We start from the raw sequence: 22,380 nt of genomic DNA, 5'->3' as shown, positions 1-22,380 counted from the left end.
GGGAGAAGTTGCAGTTACTGTACCCCAAGGGGCGCGTGCTTTGGCAGGGTGGCGGTGATGGCACAGCGGCGCGCTTCGGTTCAGCGCGGGCGGGTCGCATGGGGCGGAGCGAATGGATTGTGCTTCAATAAAAAGAGCGTTTTGCGCTCATTGGAAAAGGATTTTGCAATGATGAAGCAATCAATTCATTGCTGCACAAGCGCAAGCTGCTTTCAAAAATGAAGCGGTCATGAAAAAAGCCCTTAGCCACAGGGCCAAGGGCTGGTGCCGGGGGCCGGGCGATCAGGCCTTGCGGGCAATCGCCTGGGCGGCGGCCAGTGCGGTCATGTTGACCACGCGGCGCACGGTGGACGAAGGTGTCAGCACATGGGCCGAGGCGGCGGCGCCCATCAGGATGGGGCCGATGGTGGTGCCGTGGCCGGAGGTGGTCTTGAGCACGTTGAACAGGATGTTCGCGGCGTCCAGGTTGGGGCAGATCAGCACATTGGCTTCACCGGACAGGCTGCTGTCCAGCAGCGTGCGCTCGCGCACCTTGGCGTCCAGCGCGGCGTCGCCGTGCATTTCGCCGTCGCATTCGATGCCGGGGTTGGCGGCGGCAAACAGGTTGCGTGCCGCGCGCATCTTCAGCGCCGACTTGCGGCTGGAGGAGCCGTAGTTGGAGTGCGACAGGAAGGCCACCTTGGGGGGGATGCCAAAACGGGCCACTTCGTCGGCCGCCATCTGAGCGATCTGGGCCAGCTCTTCGGCTGTGGGGTCTTCGTTGATGTAGGTGTCCGCGATGAACAGGGTGCGGTCTTCCAGCATCACGGCGTTCACGGTGGCCAGGCGGTCGGCGCCGGCCTTGTGGCCCAGCACGGTCTCGATGTGGTCCAGGTGGCGGTCGAAACGGCCAACCAGGCCCGACAGCATCGCGTCGGCATCGCCCAGCTTGACCATCAGCGCGGCGATCAGGGTGTTGGAGCGGCGCACGGCCGACTTGGCGGTCTCGGGTGTCACGCCGTCACGGCCCATCAGCTGGTGGTAGGCCTCCCAGTACTGGCGGAAGCGGGGGTCGTCCTCGGGGTTGCAGATTTCCACGTCCACCCCGGGCTGCAGGCGCAGGCCGGCCTTGGCAATGCGCGCTTCGATCACGGCGGGGCGGCCGATCAGGATGGGCTTGGCCAGGCCTTCTTCCACGGCCACTTGCACGGCACGCAGCACGCGCTCGTCTTCACCTTCGGCATAGGCCACGCGCTGCAGCTTGGCCTTGGCGGCGGCAAACACGGGGCGCATGAACATGCTGGTCTGGTAGACGAAGCGGGTCAGGCTTTCGCGGTAGGCGGCAATGTCCTCGATGGGGCGGGTGGCCACGCCGGATTCGGCGGCGGCCTGGGCCACGGCGGGGGCAATGCGCAGGATCAGGCGCGTGTCGAAGGGCGTGGGGATCAGGTAGTCGGGGCCGAACTTCAGTTCCTTGCCCTGGTAGGCGGCGGCCACTTCGTCGCTCACGTCCTGCTTGGCCAGGGCGGCGATTTCGCGCACGCAGGCCAGCTTCATGCTTTCCGTGATCTTGGTGGCGCCGCAGTCCAGCGCGCCACGGAAGATGTAGGGGAAGCACAGCACGTTGTTCACCTGGTTCGGATAGTCCGAACGGCCGGTGGCGATGATGCAGTCGGGGCGCACCGCCTTGGCCAGCTCGGGGCGGATTTCCGGCTCAGGGTTGGCCAGTGCCAGGATGATGGGCTTGTCGGCCATGGTCTTGACCATCTCCGCGGTCAGCACGCCAGGGGCCGAGCACCCCAGGAACACGTCGGCACCGTTGACCGCGTCGGCCAGGGTGCGGGCGTCGGTCTTCTGGGCGTACTGGGCCTTGGAGGCGTCCAGGCCACCGGGGCGGCCTTCGTAGATCACGCCCTTGGAGTCGCACATGAAGACGTTCTCGCGCTTCACGCCCAGGCCCACCATCACGTTCACGCAGGCAATCGCCGCGGCGCCGGCGCCGGAGACGGCGACCTTGACCTGGTCGATCTGCTTGTTCACCAGTTCCAGGCCGTTGAGCAGCGCGGCGCTGGAGATGATGGCGGTGCCGTGCTGGTCGTCATGGAACACGGGAATGTTCATGCGCTTGGAGAGTTCCTGCTCGATGTAGAAGCACTCGGGCGCCTTGATGTCTTCGAGGTTGATGCCGCCCAGCGTGGGTTCCAGCGAGGCAATGATCTCGATCAGCTTGTCGGGATCGCGTTCGGCCAGTTCGATGTCGAACACATCCACGCCGGCGAACTTCTTGAACAGGCAGCCTTTGCCTTCCATCACGGGCTTGCCGGCCAGAGGGCCGATGTCGCCCAGGCCCAGCACGGCCGTGCCGTTGGTGATCACGCCGACCAGGTTGCCGCGGGCGGTGTAGTCAAAAGCCTTGGAGGGATCGGCCTGGATGTCCAGGCAGGGGTAGGCCACGCCTGGCGAGTAGGCCAGCGACAGGTCGCGCTGGTTGGACAGTGGCTTGGTGGGGGTCACCGAAATCTTGCCCTTGTTGGGGCTTGCGTGGTACTCACGCGCAGCATCGCGCAGGGCTTGTTCAGCGGTGGACAGGGTTTGCGTCATACAAAAATATCTCGTGAATCTGGCAGATCAAGCCTGAAGGCTTGCTGACCTAGAGCTTACCCTAGGTCGGGTCTTTCCAATAGATGAACGGTTTGTGCGCTGCAATAAGCGTAGCTCAAGGCGCAAACCCCCTGCGGCGTGGGCAGGGGGCTTCGTGGGGCCCGGGGATGTCCGGGCTACGGGCGAAGGCAGACTGGGTCAGTGCGCGTCGGCCTGGCGTGCGGCATTGATAACAGCTTGGGTATCGCCACGAGCTCCGTTGAAGAAGACATTCAGGAGCACGGCGGCGATCGAGGCCAGAAGGATACCGGATTCGATCAGTGGGTGGATGGCATGGGGCATCCACTGGCGGAAATTGGGCGCCACCAGCGGAATCATGCCGACGCCGATCGAGACCGCCACGATCATGGCGTTGTTGCGGTTGCGGATGAAGTCCACCGTCGACAGGATGCGGATGCCGGTGGCGGCGACCATGCCAAACATCACCAAGCCGGCACCGCCCAGCACCACGGTGGGCAGGGACTCTATCAGCATGGCCATCTTGGGCAGCAGGCCCAGCAGGATCAGGATGGCCCCGCCTGCCACGCAGACCCAGCGGCTCTTGACCCCGGTGACCGCGACCAGGCCCACGTTCTGCGAGAAGCTGGTGTAGGGGAAGGTGTTGAAGATGCCGCCGATCAGCGTGCCCAGGCCGTCCGTGCGCAGGCCGCGCGTCAGCTCATCCTGGTTGATGGGCTTGCCGGTCATGTCGGACAAGGCCAGGAACATGCCGGTGGACTCGATCATCACCACCACCATCACCAGGGTCATGGTCAGGATCAGCACCGGATCGAACACCGGGGCGGCGATCTCGAAGGGCAGCACCAGGTTGAACCACTGGGCATTTGCCACCTTGTGGAAGTCCATCAGGCCCATGGCGGCGGTGATCGCGCCACCCACCACAATCCCCAGCAGCACCGAGATGTTGGCCAGAAAGCCTTTGCCGAAGCGGGCCACGAACAGGATGGTCAGCAGCACGATGGCCGAGATCCCAATGCCGGTCAGGTCGGCGTACTTGGGGTTGGGGATGGTGGGCACCACGGCAAAGCCTTTGGGCACCGGTGGCAGCGAGGTGCCCGGTGCGCCGGCCATGGCCTGTGCCTCGGTCAGCCATTTCAGGTGTTCGGGGTTAGGCACGGATGGGGCGGTCGGCCCCACGGGGTTGCCGAAAATCCAGTTGATGCCCACGCGCATCAGGCTGATGCCGATCACAGTGATGATGGTGCCAGTGACCACGGGCGGAAAGAAACGCAGCAGGCGGCTGACCACCGGCGCGATCAGGATGGAGACCACCCCAGCGCCGATCACCGAGCCGAAGATCAGGCCGGCCCCGGCATGGCCGCCGGTGCTTTGTGCCATGGACACCATGGGGCCTACGGCGGCAAAGGTCACGCCCATCATCACCGGCAGCTTGATGCCGAACCACTGCGTGCAGCCCATGGCCTGGATCAGCGTGACCAGACCGCAGACGAAGAGGTCGGCTGAAATCAGCATGGCCACCTGTTCGGGTGGCAGGTTCAGCGCCCGGCCGACGATGAGCGGCACGGCGACTGCGCCGGCGTACATCACCAGCACATGCTGCAGGCCCAGCGCCGTCACACGGCCTAGAGGGAGCTTTTCATCGACAGGATGCACAGTGGTCTGCATGGGGTCTTCCTTGGAGTCCTTGTAGGGTGGTGTGGTTGTGCTGCATGGCTTGCATGCAGTCATCCATACAAAAAGTGTATACAAAATAGGATGGATTAGGACCTCTAGAAATCCCGGGTGGAGGCCTGATTTCCTAGGGGTTTGCCCCTTGCTGGTGCATGCCCGTGCGCCGTGTCCGGTTTGTGTTTTGAAACACAAAAGGGCTTTTCGACATGTGAAAGCGGGCATGCCCCATGCTGGGGCTCTTTCCTAGAAACAAGCAAGATGCACGCCCGCTGGGCACAGGCATGAAAAAGCCCGGTCGCAACCGGGCTGGAGGGGCGGGGCGTGAAGCGCCGGGGATCAGGCCAGCAGGTCGACCAGGCTGCGCGCCACCACCTTGGTGGCGCGGCGCAGGTCTTCCAGCTCCAGGCGTTCGTCGGCCCGCTTGGCGTGGCTTTCCAGCACGCTGCGGGGGCCGGCGCCGTAGATCACGCCGGGGATGCCGCGCTCCACGTACAGGCGCACGTCGGTGTACAGCGGCGTGCCCACGGCGGGGGGCTTGGTGCCGAACACGGCTTCGCCGTGGGTCTGGATGGCCTCCACCAAGGGCTGGTTGCCGGCCAGCGGGGTCATGGCGTTGGCCAGCAACAGGCGCTTGATGTCCACGCGCACGGCGTCCTCACCGGTGTAGCCCCGCTGGGTGTTGAAGTCGGCGGTGGCGCGGGCAATCACGGCGCGGATGCTGGCTTCCACCTCGGCCGGGTGCTCCTCGGGGATCATGCGGCGGTCCAGCTTGAGCACCACCTTGCCGGGAATCACATTGGTGTTGGTGCCGCCTTCGATGCGGCCGATGTTCAGGTAGGGGTGCTTGATGCCGGGGACCTGTGAAGTCACCTGCTGGTAGCGGGTGTTCTCGGCATACAGCGCGTTCATGATGGCGACGGCGCCCTGCAGCGCGTCCACCCCCGTGTGGGGCACGGCAGCGTGGGCCATCTTGCCGTGCACGGTCACTTCCATCTGCAGGCAGCCGTTGTGGGCGGTCACCACTTCGTAGCTGAAACCCGCGGCCACCATCAGATCGGGCCGGGTCAGGCCTTGCTCGAGCAGCCAGCCGGGGCCGAGCAGGCCGCCAAACTCCTCGTCGTAGGTGAAGTGCAACTCCACCGCGCCCCGGGCGGGCTTGGCCACGGCCTCCAGCGCGCGCACGGCGAAGGTGAAGGTGGAAAAATCGCTCTTGCTCACCGCCGTGGCGCGGCCGTACATCTTGCCGTCCTCAATCTGGGCGCCATACGGGTCCTTGGTCCAGCCTTCACCGGGCGGCACCACGTCGCCGTGGGCGTTCAGGGCAATCGTCTTGCCGCCCGAGCCATAGGGGCGGCGCACGATCAGGTTGGTGATGGACTCCATGCCGTAGTCCTTCACGGCCTGGGCCGGCACCACGTGCTTTTCGGCCTCAAAGCCGAAGGCCTGGATCAGCTCGGCCGTGCGTTCGGCATGCGGGGCATTGTTGCCGGGCGGCGTGTCGGTGGGCACCTGCACCAGGGATTGCAGGAACTGCACCTGCTCGTCAAAGTGCTGGTCGATCCAGGCGTCCAGTGCGGCGTACGTGGCTTGGCGGTCTTGCTTCATGGGGTGTCTCGTGTCGGTGGGTGTTATTGCACGGCCAGTTGCTGCAGCACGTGGCTGAAGGCTTCCACGGCCAGCTGCATGTCGTCGCTGGTGGTGGATTCGCGCGGGTTGTGGCTGATGCCACCATTCAGGCCGCGCGTGAACAGCATGGCCTGGGGCATGATTTCGTGCAGTTTCATCGCGTCGTGGCCGGCGCCGCTGGGCATGCGGAACACGGGCACGCCCAGTGCGGCCACGGCCTTCTCCCAGCGCAGTTGCCAGTCGGGGGCGCTGGGGGCGGCGGCCGCCTGCATCGCCAGCTCGGTCTTGTACTGCAGGCCGCGGCGTCGGGCGATCTCTTCCAGTTTGGCCAGCACATCCTGGACCATGGCGTCGCGCTGGGCGTCGGTGGGGGCCCGCAGGTCCATGCTGAACAGGCAGCGGCCAGGAATCACGTTGATCGAGCCATTGGGCACCTGCAGCATGCCGATGGTGGCCACGCTGTCGCCGTCCTGCCGCGCGCGCTGCTCCAGGTACAGGCCCAGCTCGGCCACGCCCAGGGCGGCGTCGTGGCGGCGGTCCATGGGGGTGGTGCCGGCATGGCTGGCGGTGCCATACATCTCGCACACATAGCGCACGCCGCCGTTGATGGAGGTGACCACGCCCAGGGGCAGGTCCAGTTCGTTGAGCACCGGGCCCTGCTCGATGTGCACTTCGATGAAGCCCAGGTACTGCGCGGCATCGCGCCGGATCTTGGGGATGTCGTCGATGCACAGGCCGGCGTGTTGCATGGCCTCGCGCATGGTGATGCCGTCGGCATCCTTTTGCTCCAGCCACTCGGGCTTGAAGTCGCCGATCAGCGCGCCCGAGCCCAGGAAGGTGGCCTTGTAGCGCTGGCCTTCCTCCTCGGCAAAGCCCACCACCTCAATACCGAAGGGCAGGCGCTTGCCGGCACGGTGCAATTCGCGCACGCAGGCCATGGGCACGAAGATGCCCAGGCGGCCGTCGTACTTGCCGCCGTTGCGCACGGTGTCGTAGTGGCTGCCGGTCAGCAGGTACTTGGCGCCAGCCTGGGCCGGGTGGTAGCGGCCGACCACGTTGCCCACGGCGTCGATCTCGACCTCGTCAAAGCCGCAGTCGCGCATCCAGTGGCTGATGCGCTGGGCGCAGGCGCGGTGGGCGTCGGTCAGGTAGGTGACGGTGAGCTGGCCCTTCTCGGCATAGCCCGGTTCGCTGTGCTGGGCCAGCTTTTCCTGCCAGTCCCAGACATCGTTGCCCAGCGTGGGGGTGTAGCCGAACTTGTCGTTGAGGCGAATCTCTGCAATCCGATGGATGTTGCGCAGAGCTTCGGCCCGCTCGTAGTTCGGGTGGTTGAAGCTGCGGCGCGCAAAGGTGTCGATGATTTCGGCCTTGCTCAGCCCAGTGCCACGCGGGCCGCGCACGGCCAGGATGAAGGGAAAGCCGAAGCGCGCGTTGTAGTCGGCGTTGAGCTGCTGGATGCGCGCGAATTCCTCGGGCGTGCAGGCCGTCAGGCCGGCGGTGTTCTGTTCGTTGGTGGATTCAGCGGTCAGCGACTGGGCCACCATGGCCTTGCCGGCCAGCTCCGGGTGGGCGCGGATCAGGCCCAGTTTCGCCTCGGGCGAGGCCTGGGCCAGCACCTGGACCATGGCGTGCTTGAGGTGGGCCAGCGACTTGAACGGGCGCTGTGCCAGCGCGGCTTCGGCAATCCAGGGCGAATGCTCGTACAGGCCGTCCAGCAGTTGCACGGCGCTGGCGGTGTCAGCGGTGTTGAGTTGTTCCAGGGTCAGGGCCATGGTGCTTCCTGTCAAAAAATAGAGCTGCTGACGCAGGATGGATAAGGGCTGGATGCCAATTTGGCAATCAAGCTGCGTTCACAGCGCAGGCGCCGGGAAGCGCTGGGCCCAGTGGCGCGCCAGATCGATGCGGCGGCACACCCAGACGTGGCTGTGGCGCTGGATGTGGTCCAGAAAGCGCTGCAGTGCGGTGATGCGGCCGGGGCGGCCCAGCAGGCGGCAGTGCATGCCGATGCTCATCATCTTGGGCGCGTTCTCGCCGGCGGGGTCGCCCTCGGCGTACAGCGTGTCGAAGGTGTCTTTCATGTACTGGAAGAACGGATCGGCGTGCGAATAGCCCTGGGGCAGGGCAAAGCGCATGTCGTTCACGTCCAGCGTGTAGGGCACGATGAGCTGATGGTGGTGGCTGCCATCGGTCTTTTCCAGGCGCATCCAGAACGGCAGGTCGTCGCCGTAGTAGTCGCTGTCGTAGGCGAAGCGGCCATCGTCGGCCACCAGGCGATGGCTGTTGGGGCTGTCGCGGCCGGTGTACCAGCCCAGGCCGTGGTCACCCTCGTGGCCGTACAGGTCTTCGAAAATCTCCATGCACTGCGCCATGTGGGCGCGCTCGATCTCCTCGGGCACGTTCTGGTAGTGGATCCACTTCAGGCCGTGGCAGGCCACCTCGTGGCCCAGATCGGCAAAGGCCTGGGCCAGCTCGCGGTGCTTTTGCAGGGCCGTGGCCACGCCGAACACGGTCAGCGGCAGGCCGCGCTTTTCAAACTCGCGCAGGATGCGCCACACGCCGGCGCGGCTGCCGTACTCGTAGATGCCGTCCATGCTCATGTGGCGCGCCGGGTAGGCAGCCGGGTTGAACATTTCGGACAGGAACTGCTCGCTGGCCGGATCGCCGTGCAGCACATGGTTCTCGCCGCCTTCCTCGTAGTTCAGCACGAACTGCACGGCCACGCGTGCCTGGCCGGGCCATTGCGGCTGGGGCAGTTGGCGGCCGTAGCCGATCAGGTCGCGGGGGTAGGGGGCGGTGGCGTTGTAGGTCATACGGGCAGGCGCAAAAAACAGGGGGACAAGGACAGGGGTCAGGCGGCGATGCCGGACAGCGCCATGGACAGGTCGCTGGAGGGCATGTCGCGGTCGAAGGTCAGGCCTTCTTCCACGTGCTGCAGGTGTTCCTGCATCAGGCGTACGGCCAGGGCCTCGTCCTTGGCGGCCAGGGCCGTGACGATGGCTTCGTGCTCTTCGTGCGAGTGTTCGGCGGCGCTGGCGCTCTGGTACATCAGCGTGATCAGGGCGCAGCGCGACAGCAGCTCACCCAGAATCTGCGCCAGCACGTGGTTGCCCATCTGCTCGGCCATGACCACGTGAAAGTCGCCCAGCAGCTCGGTACGCTGACCCACGTCGTTGCGGTCCATGGCCTTCTTCTCGGCCGTGATGTGGGCCTTGAGCGCCTTGATCTGCGCGGGCTTGACCTGGCGCACAAAGGCGCGCGTCATCTCGGTTTCCAGCATGCGGCGCACGGCAAACACCTGCTGGGCTTCCTCGACCGAGGGGGTGGCCACGAACGCACCGCGGGCCGGCGCCAGGGTGACCAGCCGGTTTTGCGACAGCTGGAACAAAGCTTGCCTGACCAGGGTGCGCGACACCCCGAAATGGTCGGCGAGCTTTTGCTCGGCCAGCTTGGTGCCGGGCAGCAGTTTGTGCTCGACGATGGCCCGCGTCAGGGCGTCGGCGATGGCGCTGGTGGAGGATGTTTCCATAGGGATCATCATAGATGCGTTTGAGCAAAAATTGTATACACTTTTGGTAAACAAGCGGCTGCACGGCGGCTGCGTCACATTGAGGAGTTACCCCCATGGGCTTGAGTACCCACGTTCTGGACACCATGCACGGCGGCCCCGCGGCCGGCATGCAGGTACAGCTGTTTGCGCTCGAGGGCGACAAGGTCACGCTGCTGAAAAGCCTGACCCTGAACCACGACGGTCGCACCGATGCTCCACTTTTTGACAACCACAGCCTCAAAGTGGGGACCTACCGCTTGTCCTTTGATGTGGCAGGCTACTTCAAAGCAAAAGGTGTGCAACTTCCCGAGCCCAATTTCCTGAATGTGGTGCACCTGGATTTCGGCGTGGCGCACGCCGACCAGCACTACCACGTGCCGCTGCTGGTCAGTCCCTGGAGCTACTCCACCTACCGCGGCTCCTGAGCGGGCGGCTGGCACCATCAAAAAAAGAGCGCTGGGCGCTCTTTTTTTGATGGCTGGCGCTGGTTAGCCGCCCGGAAGCTGTCCCTCGGTCAGCGTGTCCAGCTGAAAGCGCCCGGAGCGGTCCCACAGCCACGTGTCGGTGTAGATGAGATTGCCAGCCCCGGTGGGCGGAAATGGTGCGGCAGCGCGCACCATGCGCTCAATCTCCCTGACCACTTCTGGTGCATGGCTGGGCAGGCGCATCCAGCTGAGGCGACGGATCTGGCCATTGCCGCTCACATGGATTTCCAGCACGGCCACGGCGTACAGCATCGCGGGCAGCTGTCCGCGGTAAATGCGCGCGGCATAGCGTTGGTACAGGTGGCGTGCGGCCTTTTGCTCGTAGGCCGTGGAGGCGCGCTGCTCGGTGCGTGCGCCTGGCAAGGGCATGGGGATGCCGCAGGCGGTCAGCGCAGCGGCGGCGACGCAGCCCAGGCCTCCCAGCAGCCAGTGGCGGCGTGAGCGTGGCTGCGGCGCAAGGGGCGGGGTGGTCATCATGTGGCCAGCATAGGTCGCAGGGCCGCCGCTGTGGTGTCGCCGGCGACGTGGGTGGCTGTAGGCCGGGGCGCTGCGAAGGCTTTTCAGAGCGCATCCGTCGATCTGCGCTGGATGGATCGGGCCTAGCCTCCGTCGCGCTGGCCTTCGGTCAGGGTGTCCAGCTGGAACATGCCAGTGCGGTCCCACAGCCAGGTGTCGGTCCACACCAGGCGGTCCTGCACGCGCTCGGGCGCCGGGTAAGGGGCGGCGGCGCGCACCGTGCGCTCGATTTCCCGGATGACTTCGGGGGCATGGCGCGGTGCGCGCATCCAGTTCAGGCTGCGCACATTGCCCTTGCGGTCCAGGTTCACCTCCAGCACGCCCACGGCATACAGCATCGGTGGCAGTGGGCCCTTGTAGATGCGCGGGGCATTCTGGGCATACAGGTGGCGGGCCGCGTCCTGGCGGTAGGCGCGGGCCGAGGTGGCGCTGGAGCTGCGGCTGGTGCCGGCACCCGCGCTGCCGGGTGGCGGGGACGAGGGCGCCACGCCGCAGGCTGCCAGGATGGCGGTCATGGCGGCGGCCATGCCGCCCCACAGCCAGTGGCGTTTAGGATGCTCGGAACCGGGTCGGTGCTTGTCAGTCATGGTGCAAGCTTATCGCCATCCCGGGGATGGGACGAAGTGGCAAGACTTGTGCTTGCGATTGTGACGTGCATGAAACAAACAAGGTGGATCTCGTGAATGCTTTGGAACGCCTGCGGGGCGCCGTGCGCCAGGCCCCGGTGTGCCTGGTCGAAGTGGTGGCCACGCAAGGCTCGGCCCCACGCGGCCCGGGTGCGTGGATGGCGGTGCAAGCCGAAGGGCTGATCGGCACCATCGGCGGGGGGCACCTGGAATGGGAGGCCACGCGCCTGGCGCGCGCATGGCTGGCCCAGGGCTTGCCCGGGCCGGTGCGCAGCCTGCGCCTGGCCCTCGGGCCTTCGCTGGGCCAGTGCTGTGGCGGGGCGGTCGATCTGCGCCTGACAGCCGTGGGCGCCGCCGATGGCGCCGTGCTGGACCGCCTGCAGGTACCGCACCAGCCGGTGGCGCTGTTTGGCGCCGGCCATGTGGGCCACGCCCTGGTTCGGGTGCTGCAGCCGCTGCCGTTTGCCGTGCACTGGGTGGACAGCCGGGACGGCATGTTCCCGGCATCGCCGCTGCCGCAGGTGCGCTTCGAGCACTCCGAGCCCGTGCACGCGGCCGTGCGCGACCTGCCCGCGCAGGCCTTGGTGCTGGTGATGAGCTTCAGCCACACCGAGGATCTGGACATCGTCGCTGCCTGCCTGCGGCGCCAGCGCGAGCGGGGTGACCTGCCGTTTGTGGGCCTGATTGGCAGTGCCACCAAGTGGGCGGTGTTCCAGCGCCGGCTGGCGCAGCGAGGCTTCAGCGCGGCCGAGATCGCCCACATCACCTGCCCAATCGGCCTGCCCGGCATTCCGGGCAAGGAGCCCGAAGTGATCGCCATCGCCGTGGCGGCACAGTTATTGCAGCTGCGGGCCCAGCAGCTTGCAGCCGCCTGACGGGGCCGTGCTGGGTCCTTGGTAGTTGCCCGGGGGCAGGCTGAATTTGCAGTTTTTGGCGACAAAAATTGCATACACTTTGACGAAAGACAGGTCGCAGCGGTGCCCACGATGTTGTTACAACCCAGGTGCGCGGCCCATTCTTCTGCTCAGAGCGCCCGCAGTGGTGAGCAGGTTGATCTTCCAGGGCAGCCCTTGTGCTGCCGGAGTTGAGTGCTATGGAAAGCTATATCCTCGACTGGGCCAACCTGCTGTTGCGGTGGCTGCATGTCATTACCGCCATCGCCTGGGTGGGCTCGTCGTTCTACTTCGTGTTCCTCGACAGCAGCCTGACCCCGCCGGTCGATGAAGACCTGAAAAAGCAGGGCGTCAGCGGTGAGCTGTGGGCCTTGCACGGCGGTGGCTTCTACCACCCTGTCAAGTTTGCAGGCGCACCGCCCAAGTTGCCCGACCACCTGCACTGGTTCTACTGGGAAAGCTACACCACCTGGCTGTCCGGCTTTGCGCTGCTGACGGTGTCCTACCTGTGGAATGCCAAGATCTACCTGGTTGATCCCGCCAACCCGCTGATGTCCAGCCAGATGGCCATCGTCGCGGCCCTGGCCTTCCTGGTGGTGTTCTGGTTCCTGTACGACGGCATCTGCCGCGTCTTCGGGCAAAAGGACGGCGGCGATGCCACCGTCGGCGCGCTGGTGCTGGTGCTGGTCTGCGTGGCCGCCTACCTGGCCTGCCACATCTTCCCCGGCCAGGCCGCCTTCCTGCTGATCGGTGCCATGCTGGCCACATCCATGAGCGCCAACGTGTTCTTCTGGATCATCCCTGGCCAAAAGAAGATGGTGGCTTCCATCAAAGCCGGTGAACCCGTTGACCCCATCCACGGCAAGCGCGGCAAGCAGCGCAGCGTGCACAACACCTATTTCACCCTGCCGGTGCTGTTTGCCATGCTGTCCAACCACTATGGCTGGCTGCACAGCCACCCGCAGAACTGGCTGGTGCTGATCCTGATGATGTTTGCCGGCGCTGCCATCCGCCAGTTCTTCGTCATGCGCCACGGCTACAAGCTGAGCCGCAACCCCCACCCCTGGAAGTACGCCGCCGTGGGCGTGGTGGTGCTGCTGGGCGTCATCGCCTGGCTGCGCCCGGCCCCACCCGCGGCGGTGGCCGCCAACCCGGCCGTGATTGCCCCCGTGGGCCAGTCCGTGGTGCAGGGAGAGACCGCCAAACCAGTGGTCGAATCGGCCTCTAGCGCAAGTACAGCAATCGCGGGTAGCTATGAAAAAATGCACGCCATCATGCAGCAGCACTGCGTGGTCTGCCACAGCTCCGCCACGATCGCGCAAAAGAATGTCAAGTTCGACACCCCCGCCGATGTGAAGAGCCATGCCCAGCAGATCTATGCCCAGGTGGTGCAGCTGCGCAAGATGCCCTTCGGCAATCCCGGCGCCCTGAGCGCAGAGGAGCGCGACAGCTTCAAGCAGTGGTTCGAGTCCGGAGCGCCCGTGCCCACCCCCTGAGGTCGTACGCCGGCCGTGCCCATCCCTGCAGGCCCGCAGCCGTGGTTGCGGGCCTTTTTTGCGGGCGCTGCAACCGCTGGCCGGCACGCCGGTCGGGGCCCGTCTGGCGTGGCATTCATTATTGATGTGGCTCAACACCGTCCGGACAGCGCTGCGGCACAGTCCGTGACCATGTTCCACATTCCATCGTTCGATCCATTGGCCCAGGCTGAGGTGGTTTCCGCCGGTCAGCTGCTGCGCCAACGTGGCTCACGTCCCGACTCGGTCCTGTACCTGGACAGCGGTTGCGTGGTGCTGGGTGTGCTCGAAGACGGGCAGATGCGCCACCAGCTCGGCGTGGTGGAAGGCCCGGCGTGGCTGGACGCCGCCTTCGCCCTGACGGGCAGCAGCTGTGGTGTGGATATGGTCACCGACTCGCGGGTGCGCCTGCGCCGCATCTCGCTGGGCGCATTCCAGCACAGCCTGCAGTCCCTGCCGGACACGGTGGCCACCCTGGTGCGCGACATGGCCCAGGGCTACTGCCAGCAGACGGAAATCGCCGTTAGCCGCCTGGCACAGGATGCCGAGGCCCGCTGCGCCCAGTGGCTGCTGCGCCATGCCCAGCATGCCGACAACGGCACCATGTGCGTCACGCTGAACCAGCGCAAGCGCACGATTGCCGCGCAGCTGGGGATCGCACCCGAAACCTTCTCGCGCGTGCTGCGCCACCTGCGCGAACACGGCCTGATCGCCGGCACGGGCAATGTGCTGAACCTGCCCCAGCCCAGCGCACTGCAAAGCGTGGCCGGCATCTGAGCCCACGCGACAGCGCAGCAGGGTGACACAACCAGGAGGCCGCAGGGCCTCCTTGGCGTTTGTAGGGCACAGACTTCAAGGGTTCCACCGGAACAACGCACCGTCCAGTCCTGCCTATAGTGGGGCGTGATCAATTCCAGCAAACCCGCTCCTGCCCCCGTGGCTGACGCAGTGACCGACTGGCGCGGACTGCGTCTGCTGGTGCTGGTGCTGGCGGCCCTGGTGCTCACGGTCGCGGCGTTTGGCGCCTGGTGCCTGGTGCAGGTGGTCGATACTCGCACCCAGGAGCGCCTGGTGGCCCAGCAGAACACCGAGGCCGACCTGTGGGCGCGCATGCTGACGGCGCGCATGGAAGCCCAGCAGCGTCTGCTGGTGTCGATCGCCCAGGGCATGCACACCAGCCTGCTGGACAAGCCGGCCGTGCTGGATGCGCTGATGCAGCAGGAGGGTTCCACGCTGCGGTTGTTCGACAGCCTGCACGTGGCCCTGCCCAGCGGCTCCATCACCCACCATGGCCTGGGTGGCGCGGTGGTCGAGATCGACACCAACGGGGTGGAGGCGCTGCGCCGCACGATTGCCGAGGGCAAGCCGAATGTAGTGCAGATCCAGACGCCGGAAGACGCCAGCCACCTGCGTGTCCTGCTGACCGTGCCCATGCGCCGGGCCGATGGTGCGGTGGCCGGTGCCCTGGCGGCGGTCTCCAAGCTGCCCCTGGCCGCCCTGATCCCCGAACCGCTGGGCGCCGTGCCCGGCCTGCAGTACGTGCTGCTGGATCCGGACGGCGTGGTGCTGGCGCATTCCGATGTCACGCAGCGCTGGAAGAATGCGCGCGAACTGTGGGAGGCCCACTGGGCAGAGTGGCAGTCGCTGTCCAAGCCTTCGGCCGCCAGTGCACAGACCGTGGCCTGGGGGGCGCGGCTGGTGACGCGGGTGGGCCTGCCCCTGCCTCAGTGGCAGGCCGTGATCCTGCGGGACATGTCGGGCGACATGCTGGGCAACCAGGGCCTGCCCGTGCAGACCTGGCTGATGCTGGGCCTGGGGCTGGCCGTCCTGACGGCCCTGGCCGTCTGGGCGCTGTGGGGTTGGCTGGCCCCCTGGCCGCGCCATGTGGGCGCTGCGGTGGCCCCCGGCACGGCCGAGGGGCTGGTGGCCCACCGCCACGGCGAACCCGGCGGCGTGGTGGCCGAGGCCGACACCCCGCCCGTGGCCGGCACGCTGGCCATGCTGGACAACGTGCCGGTGGCCATGCTGCTGGAGCAGGACGGGCGGGTCCAGGTGGCGACGCCGCAGGTGGGCGTGATCCTGGGCTATTTCCCCTCGGAAGGGTCGGTGCTGGCGCTGGACCACCTGTTTGAGAACCCGCAGGCGCTGGCGGCGGTGCGCCATGCGCTGGTCGACCTGGGCGGCTTCGAGGGGCTGGTGCAATTGCGCAAGAAGGACGGCGACTGGGTGTGGGTGGAGGTGCTGGCCTGGACTCCCGATCGCGCCCCGGACAGCACGGTCTGGCGCCTGCGCCTGCCCTGGCGCCAGGGGCGCAGCGTGCCCTCCTGGCCGGTCGAGGCCCATGCCTGGCGCGACGGGCTCACCGGCCTGCCAAACCGCGAGGCCTTCATGTGGAGCCTGCAGTCCTGGGTGACGGACAGCCTGCAGCCGCCCAAAGCCCTGGCCGACAGCGCGGTGGCGCGCGTGCCCACCCAGGGCTGTCTGCTGTTTGTCGATGTGGACCACCTGGGCATGATGAACGAGGTCACCTCGCGCGACATGGGCAACAAGATGCTGCGCCACATCGGCCGTCTGCTGCACAGCCACGTCCAGCCGCTGGGCGATGTCGCGCGGCTGGGCGGGGATGAGTTTGCCGTGCTGCTGCCGGGCCTGAGCCTGGCCCATGCCCAGGGTGTGGCCCAGGCCCTGTGCGATGCCGTGTGGCGCTGGCAGCCCAGCTGGGGGGGCGAGCGCCACTGGATCAGCGTCAGCGTCGGGGTGGTGGCCGTGGATGCCTTGCGCCATGCCCCGCAGGAGGCGGTGCGCGGGGCCGACATGGCCTGCTACGAGGCCAAGCGCCGCGGTCGTTGCCAGGTGGCCGTGGGGCAGGTCAGCACGCTGCAGGCCGTCAGCCGGCCTGCGGCCTGAGGGCCGCGCCCCCTGGCGCATGGCTGGCCGGGGGCACAAGGTTCAACGTTCAGCGCTGCAGGGCCTGCAGCACATGCTCGGCCGTGGCCGGGGCCTGCAGCTGGACCACGCCCCGCTTGCCCTGGCGTTCGCGCGCGCTGGCGATGGCGTGGCGCAGGGCCTCGTAGACGCTGATGGCCAGCATGAACGGCGGCTCGCCCACAGCCTTGCTGCCGCCGACGTTGTCCTCGCGGTTCGGCTCCTGGTAGAGCTGGACCTGGAAGTGCTCTGGAATGTCGCCCGTGGCCGGGATTTTGTAGGTGCTGGGGGCGTGCGTGGTCAGTACGCCCTGGTCGTTCCAGACCAGCTGTTCCGTGGTCAGCCAGCCCATGCCCTGCACAAAGCCGCCTTCGACTTGGCCGATGTCGATGGCCGGGTTGATGCTGCGGCCGGCGTCGTACAGCACGTCGATGGCCAGCACCTTGGATTCGCCGGTCAGCGTGTCGATGGCCACCTCGGAGCAGGCCAGGCCATAGGCGAAGTAATAGAAGGGGCGTCCGGTCAGCGTGGTCTTGTCGTAGTGGATCTTGGGCGTGCGGTAGAAGCCATCGCTCCACAGCTGGATGCGGTTGGCATAGGCCTCCTTGACCACGGCCCGGAAGTCGCGCGTGCCCTGGGGAGTGTGGATCTGGCCGCCCGCAAAGCTGACGGCACCGGCCCCGCAGCCGTCCAGCCCGGCGACGAAGGCCGCCAGGTTGCCGCGCACCTTGCGTGCCGCGTACTGGGCGGCGCGGCCGTTCAGGTCGGTGCCGCTGCTGGCCGCAGTGGCGCTGGCGTTGGGCACCTTGCTGGTGTCGCTGGCGGTGACCTGCACCGCCGACAGGGGCACGCCCAGTTCGTCGGCCACCACCTGGGCCACCTTGGTGTTCAGGCCCTGGCCCATCTCGGTGCCGCCGTGGTTCACCTGCACGCTGCCGTCGGTGTAGACATGCACCAGCGCCCCGGCCTGGTTGAACAGCGTGGCCGTGAAGCTGATGCCGAATTTGACCGGCGTGATGGCGAGGCCGCGCTGCAGCACCGGATTCTGTGCATTCCAGGCAGAAATGGCCTCCAGCCTTTGCTGGTAGCGCGCATCCTGCTCTAGTTTTTTGGTCATCGGGTGCAGGATGTTGTCCTCCACCGTCATCTGGTAGTGGGTGACGGCGCGCGGCGAGCTGGCGTCGGCGTCGTAGTAGTTGCGCTGGCGCACGGCCAGCGGGTCCAGGCCCAGGGTGCGGGCGATGTCACCCAGGATGGTCTCGATGACGATCACGCCCTGCGGTCCGCCAAAGCCGCGGAAGGCCGTGTGGCTCTGGGTGTGCAGCTTGCAGCGGTAGGAACTGATACTCACGTCCGACAGGAAATAGGCGTTGTCGGCGTGGAAGATGGCGCGGTCGGCCACGGGGCCGGACAGGTCGGCGCTGAAACCGCAGTTGGCGGCCATTTGCAGCTTCAGGCCGGTGATCAGGCCCGTATCGTCAAAGCCCACGTCCCAGTGGTAGGCGAACGGGTGGCGCTTGCCGGTGATCATGAAGTCGTCGTCGCGGTCCAGGCGCAGCTTGATCGGGCAACCGAACTTGCGCGCCGCCAGGGCCGACCACACGGCCAGGTGCCCGGCCTGGGTTTCCTTGCCGCCAAAGCCCCCGCCCATGCGGCGGCACTGCACGGTGACGGCGTGGTTGCCGATGCCCAGGGCGTGGGCCACCCACTCCTGCACCTCGCCCGGGTGCTGGGTGCTGGAGTAGACCCACCACTGGTTTTGTTCCATGGGCAGCACGTAGGCGATCTGGCCTTCCAGGTAGAAGTGCTCCTGGCCGCCCACTTCCAACGTGCCCTGCAGGCGGTGGGGGGCACGCGCCAGGCCAGCGGCTGCGTCGCCGCGCGTCACATGCACGGGCGGCAGCACATAGTGCTCGGCCTCCAGCGCCTGCTGCACCGTCAGGATGGCGGGCAGGGGGCTGATGTCCGGCTGGACCTGGCGCGCCGCGCGGCGCGCTGCCATCACGCTGTCGGCCACGACCAGGCCGATCACCTGGCCGACGTACAGCACCTGGTCCAGGGCAAAAATCGGTTCGTCATGGCCGAAGGCGGCCAGGATGGGGTCGCCGGGAATGTCGGCCGCCAGCACCACGCCGCGCACACCGGGCATGGCCAGGGCCGCTCGCGTGTCCACGCCGTGCAGCGTGCCATGGGCCACCCGGGACAGGATGGGGGCGGCATACAGGGTGCCGCGCACCTCGGGCATGTCGTCCAGGTAGGGCGCCTGGCCCAGCACCTGGGCGCGGGCGCTTTCGTGCAGGTGGGACTGGCCGACCGCGCCCTGCGCGGCCGTGTTCAACAGGGTGTCCGGGGCGTTCATGCGCTCACCTCCACGCGAATGTCTTCCAAAGAGGCGCCGGCCTGGCCCTGGCTTTCCAACCAGAAGCGCTGCAGCAGGCTGCCCAGCAGGTGCTTGCGGTAGCTGCCGCTGGCCCGCATGTCCGAGATGGGGCTGAACTCCGCCTGCAGCACGGACGCGGCGGTCTGCACGGTGGCGGCAGTCCAGGGCTGGCCGGTCAGGGCGGCCTCGGTCTGCACGGCGCGCGCGGGCACGGCCGCCACGCCGCCGGCGCCGATGCGGGCGCTGGTCACCGTGCCGTGGTCGACGGTCACCTGCAGCACCAGGCAGACGGCGGAGATGTCATCGTCCTGGCGCTTGCTGACCTTGTAGGCGCGCAGGTGCCGGGTTGCGCTGCCGGCCGGCGGCAGCGGCACGTCGATGCGCACCAGCAGCTCGTCCGGGGCCATGACGTTCTGGCGATAGCCGGTGTACAGGGCTTCCAGGGGCAGGCTGCGGCCCCCGCGCACGCTGGCCAGCACCACCTGGGCACCCAGCGCGATCAGCAGCGGCATGGAGTCGCCGATGGGCGAGCCGTTGGCCACGTTGCCGCCCAGCGTGCCGCTGTTGCGCACGGGCAGGCCGGCAAAGCGCGCGGCAAAGCGGTGCAGCTGCGGCCACTGCGCCTGCAGGGCGGCGAAGGCCTCTTCCAGCGTGGCGGCGGCGCCGATGCGCAGCCAGCCCTCGGTCTGGGTGATGGCCCGCAGCTCGGCGGCGGCGGTCACGTCCAGCACCCGGCTGAAGCGGCGGTGCTGCTTGGTGACCCACAGGCCGACGTCGGTGCAGCCGGCGACGATCTGGGCGTCGGGGTGGTCTGCACGAAGTTGTAGCAGCTCGCGCAGGCTGCTTGGGCGTTGGTAGCTGTTTTCTGCCTCAATCGCAGCATCCTTGAGCGCCAGCAGCTCCAGTTTTTGCAGAACGGCCGGGGCGTCGACCGTGGCCGGGGGCAGTTGCGCCATGTCGCGGGCGGCCTCCAGGATCGGGCGGTAGCCGGTGCAGCGGCACAGGTTGCCGGACAGGGCCTCCTGCGCACCCTGGCGGTCCAGCGCCGCGCCGCGGGCGTGGTTCTGGTACATGCCGAACAGGCTCATCACAAAGCCCGGGGTGCAAAAGCCGCATTGCGTGCCGTGGCATTGGGCCAGGGCCTGTTGCACGGGGTGCAACTGCTGGCCGGCCGGCAGCTGGATGTCCGGGTCCTGGGTCAGGTCCTCCACGGTCCACAGCGCCATGCCGTCGACCGAATGCGCCAGGCGGATGCAGCTGTTGATGGCCTTGTAGTGCAGCCGGGGCTGGCCGTCGGCGTCCAGCATGCGCTCGCCCAGCACCACGGTGCAGGCGCCGCAGTCGCCTTCACCGCAGCCTTCCTTGGTGCCGGTGCAGTGCAGGTCTTCGCGCAGCACTTCCAGCAAGGTGCGGTCCGGCGGGATGTCATGCAGCGTGACGGGCTGGCCGCGACGCAGGAAATGGAGAGGACGTGGAGACATAGTCTTGCAATTTGACGGTGTTTTTGTTCATTAAGCCATCCGGGTCTTGCCGCGACATATAGACTTCCGTATGTAGTCCATGCGATTGCAGCCATAGTGCGCCCGGCCAGGGCCGGTGTACACCGCGGGCCCGATGTGTATACAAAAGTTCCAAGCAATTTCCGTGCAACGAGCTTTGGGCGGCCTGTACACCCTTGCAATTGCTAAACTGCACCACCAATTTTCTGGACCTTTTGCCGCAACATGAATTTTTCTGACTTCTTGCGACGCGCCAAAAGTTCCCTCAAGTTCTGGTCTGCACCTGCACAACCTGAACCTGCCCCCACAGAATTTCACATCGACGAAGTTGCCGAGCGGGTCGCCAAGCTCAAGGTCCCCGAGCCCAAAGAGCCGACGCAGTTCCACTCCTTGGTCAAACTGGCCCCCATTCCTGTGCCCCGCGAGGTGCGCTGGGAGAGCCAGGCGATCTATCTGGGGGCATGGGCAGGCACGGCGGCATTGGCTTGGGGGGGCTTTCAGGTGCCCACCGACTGGCTGCTGTGGTATGGCGCCGCGGCCGTGCTGGCGTTTGCCGTGCTGTTCCGCCTGGAAGGCCCGCGCACCCGTGCCGAGCGCCTGCAGCGCGAGGCCGAGGTGCAGCGCTGCCACGAGGTCTATTTGCAGGCCGAGGCGCACCTGAAGGCCGTGCTCAACGAAGGCTTCAACGAACGCATGGAAGAGTTCACGACCGTGCGCGCCGCCTACGATGAAGCCTGCCGGGTGCTGCGCACCGCCGACACCCCGAAGAACAGCAAGCTGATCGCCGCCCTGGCCAATCCGCTGCGGACCGAGAAGACCGCCGAGGAGGAACTGATGGAGCAGATGTCGCAGATGGAACGCACCATGCTCCAGCTGGTGGATGAGATGGAGGATTACTCCGACACCCACAAGGTGGCCATCGACGCAGCCATCATGGCCCGCCACAACGCCCGGCTGGCGTACTGGCAGGCCAAGCTGGACGAAGCAGCCCTGACCGGCGAGGCCGTGCAGCAGCATTGAACACCACCGAATAATCCCTGCCCCCTGGGTGCCACCGCCTTGGCATACTGGGTCGCTTTCGCGGCCCATCGTTCTTTCATGCGAGAAACCACGCCCTTTGAAAAGATTGACCTGCACCTGATCCGCGTGCTGCATACGGTGATTGCCGAACGCAGCGTATCGCGGGCGGCAGTGCGTCTGGGCATGCACCAGCCGGCGGTGTCCACGGCGCTCAAGCGCCTGCGGGACCTGTCGGGCGATCCCATCCTGGTGCGTTCGGGCGGGGGCATGCAGCCCACCGATGCCGCGCTGCGCATGCTGGAGCCTGCGGCCGCCATCCTGCAGTCGGCGGAGCACCTGTTCACGGATGCGCGGGCCTTCGATCCGCGCAGCTCGGCGCGGACCTTCCGCATCGCCGCCAGCGACTACCTGGACCCGCAGTTCCTGCCCAAGCTGGTGGCCCACCTGAAAAAGCAGGCGCCGCTGTGCGCCGTGGAACTTCAGGCGCTGAGCCAGGGCGTGGACTACAGCGGCCAGCTGGCCCAGGGCGAGGTGGATGTGGTGATCGGCAACTGGCCCCAGCCACCGACCGAGCTGCGCATGGCCCAGCTGTTCTCCGATGAACCCGTGTGCCTGGTCAGCCAGTCGCACCCGGCCGTGCGCCGCGGCTGGACGGCCGAGGAGTGGCTGGACGCCGAACACATCGCTCCGATGCCGACCCACCCCGGGGCCAAGGGCGTGATCGACGAAGCCCTCAACGCCCAGGGGCTGCACCGCAACATCGCGGTGCGCTGCGCCCATTTCGGCCTGATGCCGCAGATGGTGGCATCGAGCTTGCTTGTGCTGACCACCGGGCGCCAGTTCTGCGAGCGCTATGCCGCGCAGCTGCCGCTGGCCATCCTGCCGGTGCCGGTGCCTTTGCCGCAGATGCGCTACTACCAGCTGTGGCACGACCGCACGCACCACTCGAGTGCCGGCACCTGGCTGCGTGAAGCCGTGAAGAATACCGCTCTTTTGCTATGAGATAAATAGCTATCAGCCAACGCCAAATCTGCGGTTACGCAGTATTTGTTATTAGGATTTTTTTGAACTGAGACA

17 protein-coding genes are annotated in these 22,380 nt (G+C 66.7%); 7 read left to right on the top strand and 10 right to left on the bottom strand.

The window, feature by feature from the left end:
• Window positions 1-282 precede the first annotated feature (282 nt).
• The 6 genes from FYM52_RS12690 to FYM52_RS12665 all read right to left on the bottom strand — a co-directional run bounded on the left by FYM52_RS12690 (window position 283) and on the right by FYM52_RS12665 (window position 9,424).
• Window positions 283-2,580 carry an NADP-dependent malic enzyme gene (locus FYM52_RS12690; protein ID WP_154164356.1) on the bottom strand — a complete coding sequence of 766 codons (2,298 nt, stop codon included), beginning with the start codon at window positions 2,578-2,580 and terminating at the stop codon, window positions 283-285.
• Window positions 2,581-2,778: 198 nt separating this feature from the next.
• Window positions 2,779-4,266: a nucleobase:cation symporter-2 family protein gene (locus FYM52_RS12685; protein WP_154164355.1), complete on the bottom strand. Its 1,488-nt coding sequence runs from the start codon at window positions 4,264-4,266 to the stop codon at window positions 2,779-2,781.
• Between the two features lie 342 nt (window positions 4,267-4,608).
• Window positions 4,609-5,877 (bottom strand): M20/M25/M40 family metallo-hydrolase, encoded by a 1,269-nt coding sequence (locus FYM52_RS12680; RefSeq protein WP_154164354.1) that lies wholly within the window; start codon window positions 5,875-5,877, stop codon window positions 4,609-4,611.
• Window positions 5,878-5,900: 23 nt separating this feature from the next.
• Window positions 5,901-7,670 carry a 2-oxo-4-hydroxy-4-carboxy-5-ureidoimidazoline decarboxylase gene (gene uraD, locus FYM52_RS12675; RefSeq protein WP_154164353.1) on the bottom strand — a complete coding sequence of 590 codons (1,770 nt, stop codon included), beginning with the start codon at window positions 7,668-7,670 and terminating at the stop codon, window positions 5,901-5,903.
• 78 nt (window positions 7,671-7,748) lie between these two features.
• Window positions 7,749-8,708, bottom strand: coding sequence for an allantoinase PuuE (puuE, locus tag FYM52_RS12670; RefSeq protein ID WP_042414136.1), 960 nt, complete (start codon window positions 8,706-8,708; stop codon window positions 7,749-7,751).
• A 38-nt stretch (window positions 8,709-8,746) separates the two neighbouring features.
• Entirely contained in the window at window positions 8,747-9,424 is a 678-nt protein-coding gene (locus FYM52_RS12665) for a GntR family transcriptional regulator (RefSeq protein WP_043384368.1), read from the bottom strand.
• Between the two features lie 95 nt (window positions 9,425-9,519).
• Here FYM52_RS12665 and uraH point away from each other — a divergent pair, with 95 nt between their 5' ends.
• On the top strand, window positions 9,520-9,870 hold the full coding sequence (gene uraH / locus FYM52_RS12660) for a hydroxyisourate hydrolase (protein ID WP_042414131.1): 351 nt from the start codon (window positions 9,520-9,522) through the stop codon (window positions 9,868-9,870).
• A 63-nt stretch (window positions 9,871-9,933) separates the two neighbouring features.
• On the opposite strand, the gene FYM52_RS12655 is transcribed toward uraH, so the two are convergent.
• Both FYM52_RS12655 and FYM52_RS12650 read right to left on the bottom strand, forming a co-directional pair.
• The gene (locus FYM52_RS12655; protein ID WP_231907163.1) at window positions 9,934-10,404 is read right to left on the bottom strand and encodes a hypothetical protein; all 471 of its coding nucleotides are present in this window, start codon (window positions 10,402-10,404) and stop codon (window positions 9,934-9,936) included.
• 125 nt (window positions 10,405-10,529) lie between these two features.
• A complete protein-coding gene (locus FYM52_RS12650) occupies window positions 10,530-11,033 on the bottom strand; it encodes a hypothetical protein (RefSeq protein WP_154164352.1) in 504 nt (167 codons plus the stop codon).
• Window positions 11,034-11,125: 92 nt separating this feature from the next.
• Here FYM52_RS12650 and xdhC point away from each other — a divergent pair, with 92 nt between their 5' ends.
• The 4 genes from xdhC to FYM52_RS19185 all read left to right on the top strand — a co-directional run bounded on the left by xdhC (window position 11,126) and on the right by FYM52_RS19185 (window position 16,386).
• Complete coding sequence (gene xdhC, locus FYM52_RS12645) at window positions 11,126-11,947, top strand: xanthine dehydrogenase accessory protein XdhC (RefSeq protein WP_370513844.1); 822 nt, start codon at window positions 11,126-11,128, stop codon at window positions 11,945-11,947.
• Between the two features lie 218 nt (window positions 11,948-12,165).
• Complete coding sequence (locus FYM52_RS12640; protein ID WP_154164350.1) at window positions 12,166-13,461, top strand: urate hydroxylase PuuD; 1,296 nt, start codon at window positions 12,166-12,168, stop codon at window positions 13,459-13,461.
• 171 nt (window positions 13,462-13,632) lie between these two features.
• The gene (locus FYM52_RS12635) at window positions 13,633-14,256 is read left to right on the top strand and encodes a Crp/Fnr family transcriptional regulator (protein ID WP_154164368.1); all 624 of its coding nucleotides are present in this window, start codon (window positions 13,633-13,635) and stop codon (window positions 14,254-14,256) included.
• A 159-nt stretch (window positions 14,257-14,415) separates the two neighbouring features.
• Window positions 14,416-16,386: a sensor domain-containing diguanylate cyclase gene (locus tag FYM52_RS19185; protein WP_154164349.1), complete on the top strand. Its 1,971-nt coding sequence runs from the start codon at window positions 14,416-14,418 to the stop codon at window positions 16,384-16,386.
• Window positions 16,387-16,435: 49 nt separating this feature from the next.
• Here the strand turns inward: FYM52_RS19185 and xdhB are convergent, their stop codons facing one another.
• Together xdhB and xdhA are read right to left on the bottom strand one after the other, a co-directional pair.
• Window positions 16,436-18,763, bottom strand: a complete 2,328-nt coding sequence (gene xdhB, locus FYM52_RS12625) for a xanthine dehydrogenase molybdopterin binding subunit (protein ID WP_154164348.1) — start codon at window positions 18,761-18,763, stop codon at window positions 16,436-16,438.
• A complete protein-coding gene (gene xdhA / locus FYM52_RS12620; RefSeq protein WP_154164347.1) occupies window positions 18,760-20,265 on the bottom strand; it encodes a xanthine dehydrogenase small subunit in 1,506 nt (501 codons plus the stop codon). The genes xdhB and xdhA overlap by 4 nt, the downstream gene beginning before the upstream one ends.
• Window positions 20,266-20,508: 243 nt before the next feature.
• On the opposite strand from xdhA, the gene FYM52_RS12615 reads away from it, so the two are divergent.
• Both FYM52_RS12615 and FYM52_RS12610 read left to right on the top strand, forming a co-directional pair.
• Window positions 20,509-21,303, top strand: coding sequence for a hypothetical protein (locus FYM52_RS12615; RefSeq protein WP_042414108.1), 795 nt, complete (start codon window positions 20,509-20,511; stop codon window positions 21,301-21,303).
• Between the two features lie 78 nt (window positions 21,304-21,381).
• Window positions 21,382-22,305, top strand: a complete 924-nt coding sequence (locus tag FYM52_RS12610; protein WP_154164346.1) for a LysR family transcriptional regulator — start codon at window positions 21,382-21,384, stop codon at window positions 22,303-22,305.
• The last annotated feature ends 75 nt before the right edge of the window (window positions 22,306-22,380 follow it).

The organism is Comamonas sp. CAH-2, assembly GCF_009668305.1.
GTDB lineage: Bacteria > Pseudomonadota > Gammaproteobacteria > Burkholderiales > Burkholderiaceae_C > Comamonas > Comamonas aquatica.
This window is presented reverse-complemented; position numbering and strand designations above follow the sequence as displayed.

What these genes read in the sequence shown, in the direction of transcription:
- xdhA (WP_154164347.1), bottom strand. Translation starts at nt 20,265, where the DNA reads ATGTCTCCACGTCCTCTCCATTTCCTGCGTCGCGGCCAGCCCGTCACG.
- FYM52_RS12640 (WP_154164350.1), top strand. Translation starts at nt 12,166, where the DNA reads ATGGAAAGCTATATCCTCGACTGGGCCAACCTGCTGTTGCGGTGGCTG.
- FYM52_RS12635 (WP_154164368.1), top strand. Translation starts at nt 13,633, where the DNA reads ATGTTCCACATTCCATCGTTCGATCCATTGGCCCAGGCTGAGGTGGTT.
- FYM52_RS12615 (WP_042414108.1), top strand. Translation starts at nt 20,509, where the DNA reads ATGAATTTTTCTGACTTCTTGCGACGCGCCAAAAGTTCCCTCAAGTTC.
- FYM52_RS12680 (WP_154164354.1), bottom strand. Translation starts at nt 5,877, where the DNA reads ATGAAGCAAGACCGCCAAGCCACGTACGCCGCACTGGACGCCTGGATC.
- FYM52_RS12610 (WP_154164346.1), top strand. Translation starts at nt 21,382, where the DNA reads ATGCGAGAAACCACGCCCTTTGAAAAGATTGACCTGCACCTGATCCGC.
- FYM52_RS12665 (WP_043384368.1), bottom strand. Translation starts at nt 9,424, where the DNA reads ATGGAAACATCCTCCACCAGCGCCATCGCCGACGCCCTGACGCGGGCC.
- FYM52_RS12690 (WP_154164356.1), bottom strand. Translation starts at nt 2,580, where the DNA reads ATGACGCAAACCCTGTCCACCGCTGAACAAGCCCTGCGCGATGCTGCG.
- uraD (WP_154164353.1), bottom strand. Translation starts at nt 7,670, where the DNA reads ATGGCCCTGACCCTGGAACAACTCAACACCGCTGACACCGCCAGCGCC.
- puuE (WP_042414136.1), bottom strand. Translation starts at nt 8,708, where the DNA reads ATGACCTACAACGCCACCGCCCCCTACCCCCGCGACCTGATCGGCTAC.
- uraH (WP_042414131.1), top strand. Translation starts at nt 9,520, where the DNA reads ATGGGCTTGAGTACCCACGTTCTGGACACCATGCACGGCGGCCCCGCG.
- FYM52_RS12650 (WP_154164352.1), bottom strand. Translation starts at nt 11,033, where the DNA reads ATGACTGACAAGCACCGACCCGGTTCCGAGCATCCTAAACGCCACTGG.
- FYM52_RS12685 (WP_154164355.1), bottom strand. Translation starts at nt 4,266, where the DNA reads ATGCAGACCACTGTGCATCCTGTCGATGAAAAGCTCCCTCTAGGCCGT.
- FYM52_RS12655 (WP_231907163.1), bottom strand. Translation starts at nt 10,404, where the DNA reads ATGACCACCCCGCCCCTTGCGCCGCAGCCACGCTCACGCCGCCACTGG.
- xdhB (WP_154164348.1), bottom strand. Translation starts at nt 18,763, where the DNA reads ATGAACGCCCCGGACACCCTGTTGAACACGGCCGCGCAGGGCGCGGTC.